Below are 4,028 nucleotides of genomic sequence, written 5' to 3' on the forward strand. Positions count from 1 at the left end.
GACGGGTGACGGGCGGAGGTGCGGCACCTCCGCCCCGGCCGCATGACCGACCCCGACCGTCACGAGCCGCCGGGCCTGAAGCTTGGCGAAGCGCCGCCGCGCGTGCCCGTCGCGATCGAGGGCGCGATCGGCGCGGCGATCATGGCCGCGCTCGCGCTGATCACCTTCGCCAATGTGCTGGCGCGCTACTTCACCAATGTCTCGATCGCCTTCACCGAGGAGTACTCGGTCGCGCTGATGGTGATCATGACGCTGGTCGGCTCGGCCGCGGCGTTCGGCGCGGACAAGCACATCCGGCTCACCTTCTTCACCGAGAAGCTGCCGGTCCGGCTTGCGCGCGGGATCGAGCAGCTCGTGCTCGCCGCTTCCCTGTTCGTGTTCGCCGCAATCGCCTGGCTCGGCGCGTGGTACGTCTGGGACGAGTACCGCTTCGAGGTGCTCTCGCCCGGACTGGGCGTGCCGCAATGGCTCTACACCGTGTGGATGCCGGTGCTCGCGGTGCTGATCTGCCTGCGCATCCTCGGGCGGATGATCCGCGTGGCGCGGGCGCGGGGCTGAGCGATGGTGCTCGAGGGCTCGGCGCTGCTGCTCGGTGCCTTCTTCCTGCTGCTGTTCCTCGGCGTGCCGGTCGGCATCGCGCTCGGGCTCTCGGGCTTCGCCGTGATGGGCGTGCATCAGCTCGGCATCATGGCGCTGCCGACGAACATCTGGACCGGGATCGCGAAGTATCCGCTGCTGGCGCTGCCGATGTTCATCCTCGCCGGGATGATGTTCGAGCGCTCCGGCGTGGCCGAGCGGCTGGTGCGCTTCGCCTCGGCGCTGGTCGGGCGGCGGCGGGGCGGGCTCGCGGTCGTTGCCGTGCTGGTGTGCATGATCCTGGGCGGCATCTCGGGGTCGGGGGCGGCGGATGCGGCGGCAGTGTCGGCAGTGATGCTGCCCTCGATGCTGAAGCAGCACTATCCGCGACCCTACATCGCCTCGCTGATCGGCGCGGCCGGTTCGACCGCGGTGCTGATCCCGCCCTCGATCCCGCTGATCGTGTACGCGGTGCTGGTGCCGGGCGTCTCGGTGCCGGCGCTGTTCGTGGGCGGGCTGGTCCCGGGTGTGCTGGTCGGGCTGTCGCTGATGATCCCCGCCGTGATCCTCGCGCGGATCGGCGGGTTCGGCGTTCCCGATGCCGGCGAGCAGCGGCCGCCGCTCGGGCGCAGCTTCGTCGAGGCGGCGTGGGGGCTCGCCGCACCGATCGTCATCCTCGGCGGGCTGCGCACCGGGCTGTTCACACCGACCGAGGCGGCGGTGGTCGCGGTGTTCTACGGCCTGTTCGTCGGCACCGTGGTGTACCGCACGCTCGGGCCGCGCGAGATCTACGCGACGCTGCGCGACAGCGCCGAGATCTCGGCGGTGGTGCTGATCATCGTCGCGCTCGCAAGCATCTTCGCCTTCGCCGGCTCGACGGTCGGTGCGTTCGATGCGCTCGCGCGCACGCTGCTGGGGCTGACTGACAGCGGACTGGTGATGAAGTTGATGATCACCGTGATCGTGCTGATCGCGGGGATGCTGATCGATGCGATCTCGATCTTCCTCGTCTTCCTGCCGATCCTGGTGCCGATCGCGCGTCAGTTCGGCTGGGACCTCACCTGGTTCGGCATCGTGCTGACCATGAACATCGCGATCGGCGCCTTCACCCCGCCGATGGCGGTGAACCTGATGGTCACCTGCAAGGTCGCGGGCTGCTCGATCGAGCAGACCCTGCCGTGGGTGATCTGGTTCGTGCTCGCGATGCTCGCGGCACTGCTGCTCGTGCTGTTCGTGCCGGAGGTCGCGCTGTTCCTGCCGCGGCTGCTGGGGGACGTGTAGGTCGCGCGGACGTCGGCTTGACGGTCAGCCGGATCGACCGATACGGTCCCGAAGAGTCTTGACCGGGAGGAAAGACACGCCATGCGACGACGCCATCTTCTGCTGAGTGCCTCGGCGCTGGTCGCCTCCCCTGCCCGTGCCCAGGGCACCGGCGCGGCCTGGCCGACGCGGCCGGTGCGCCTGATCGTGCCGTTCGCCGCCGGCGCCTCGTCCGACACGATTGCGCGGCTGGTCATGGCCAAGGCCGCCGAGCCGCTTGGCGCGCAGGTGGTGATCGAGAACCGCGCCGGCGCGGGCGGACTGATCGCGGCGCAGACGGTCGCGCGCGCGGCTCCCGACGGCTACACCCTGCTCTGGGGCGGCGGCACCGCGATCACCCAGGCGGTGATGCAGCGTGATCCCGGCTATGACTGGGCGAAGGACTTCACGCCGATCACCACGATCTCGGAACAACCTGCCGTGCTGTGCGTGCGCACCGCGGCGCCATGGCGCGATATCGGCGCGCTGATCGCGGAGGCGAAGGCCAACCGCGACGGGCTGCGCTACGGCTCAGGCGGCGTCGGCACGCCGGCGCACATGGCGGCGGCGGCCATGCTGACGCTGATCGGCGCCGAGGGGACGCATGTGCCGTATCGCGGCGCGAACCAGGCTGCGCTCGCGGTCGAGCAGGGCGAGGTCGACTTCGCGTTTGCGATCAGCAACATCGCCCTGCCCCGCGCGCAGCAGGGGCTGATCCGGGTGCTGCTCACCGGCGGTGGCAGGCGCATGGGCATGATGCCCGATGTGCCGACGCTCGGGGAGACGGTGCCGGGCGGGCCGGTGGTGGTCAGCGTCTCCTCGATCGTCGGCCCGGCCGGGATTCCGGAAATGGCCGCCAACCGCGTGCACGCCGCGGTGCACCAGGTGGTCAGCCGCGACACGACGCTGCGCGAAACACTGACCCGGGACGGCGGCGAGATCATGCTGTCCGAGAGCCCCGCCCACTATGCCGCGATCTGGGCCGAGGAGCACCAGCGCCTGACGCGGCTGGTCGAGCTCTCGGGCGCGCGCGTGGAATGACGCCCGCGTCGTTCTTCGCCGCCTATGACGCGTTCGGCGAACGGCGCACCGGCGGCGCGGGTGATGCCACCTCCGCCGCGTGGCTGCGCGAGGAAGCGGAGCGGGCCGGCGCCGAGGCGGTCCTCGTTCCGGCACCGTTCACCCGCCTTGTGCCCGGCCGCGCGCTGATCGAGACCGACGGCGTGACGGTCGAGGGCCTGCCGCTGTTCGACGGCGGACTGACGCCGCCCGAGGGCATCACCGGCGCGCTCGGCGCGCTCGGCTCGGATGCCGCGATCGGGTTCGCCGAGCTGCACCCTGCGGCGGCGAGCCTGCCCGGCAACGCCTTCGCCCGCGCGCGCCAGGAGAGCCGCCACCGCGGCATCGTCATCGCGATGCGGACCAAGCCCGACGGGCTCGCGCCGCTGAACGCGCACGACATCGAGGCGCCGTTCGGCCCGCCGGTGCTCCAGGTGGCGGGGCGCGATGCCACCCGGCTCGCCACGCTCGCCGCTGCGGGCGCGACCGCACGTCTGGTCGTCGACGGCACGCGCGCGCCCGCGGTGTCGCACTCGGTGCGCGCCACGCTCGCGGGCACGGCGCCGCCGCTCGTGCTGCTCACGCCGCGCACCTCGTGGTGGACCAGCACGGCCGAGCGCGGCGGCGGCATCCTCGCCTGGCTGGAGGCGCTGCGCGCGCTGGCCGCCGTGCCGCGCCGCCACGCAGTCGTCGCGCTCGCGACCTGCGGCCACGAACTCGGCCATGTCGGCGCGCGCCGGATCTACACGGACGAGCCCGCGCTCGCGCGCGATGCCGCGCTGACGATCCATCTCGGCGCCAATCTCGGCGCCGCCGAGGAGCCGCACCTGACCGTGCGCAGCAACGTCGCCGGCCTCGCCGATCGCATGGCCGAGGCGCTCGTCTCCGCCGGCCATCCGCGCGCGCCGGTCGAGCCCGTCGCAGGCGGCACGGCCAACGGCGAGGCGCACGAGATCGCGACGCGCGGCGGCCGCTACCTCTCGCTGATCGGCCGCAACCCCTGGTTCCACGCGCCCGAGGACCGCTTCCCCGTCAGCGTCGACCTGCCGCGCGCCGAGGCGATCGCGCGCGCCGTCGCCGCCCTCGCGGTCGAA

General features: G+C 72.3%; 4 protein-coding genes. All 4 read left to right on the forward strand.

Going from position 1 to position 4,028, the window contains the following annotated elements; all coding sequences use genetic code 11:
* Positions 1 to 18 precede the first annotated feature (18 nt).
* Entirely contained in the window at positions 19 to 558 is a 540-nt protein-coding gene (locus ACTIFU_RS08400) for a TRAP transporter small permease (protein ID WP_439577853.1), read from the forward strand.
* Positions 559 to 561: 3 nt separating this feature from the next.
* The gene (locus ACTIFU_RS08405; RefSeq protein ID WP_439577854.1) at positions 562 to 1,857 is read left to right on the forward strand and encodes a TRAP transporter large permease; all 1,296 of its coding nucleotides are present in this window, start codon (positions 562 to 564) and stop codon (positions 1,855 to 1,857) included.
* 81 nt (positions 1,858 to 1,938) lie between these two features.
* Complete coding sequence (locus tag ACTIFU_RS08410; protein WP_439577855.1) at positions 1,939 to 2,916, forward strand: Bug family tripartite tricarboxylate transporter substrate binding protein; 978 nt, start codon at positions 1,939 to 1,941, stop codon at positions 2,914 to 2,916.
* Positions 2,913 to 4,028: hypothetical protein (locus ACTIFU_RS08415; RefSeq protein WP_439577856.1), on the forward strand; the 1,116-nt coding region annotated here is incomplete at its 3' end. The genes ACTIFU_RS08410 and ACTIFU_RS08415, both read left to right, overlap by 4 nt.

Source organism: Elioraea sp., from assembly GCF_051860475.1.
Taxonomy (GTDB): domain Bacteria; phylum Pseudomonadota; class Alphaproteobacteria; order Acetobacterales; family Acetobacteraceae; genus Elioraea.

What these genes read in the sequence shown, in the direction of transcription:
- ACTIFU_RS08405 (WP_439577854.1), top strand. Translation starts at nt 562, where the DNA reads ATGGTGCTCGAGGGCTCGGCGCTGCTGCTCGGTGCCTTCTTCCTGCTG.
- ACTIFU_RS08410 (WP_439577855.1), top strand. Translation starts at nt 1,939, where the DNA reads ATGCGACGACGCCATCTTCTGCTGAGTGCCTCGGCGCTGGTCGCCTCC.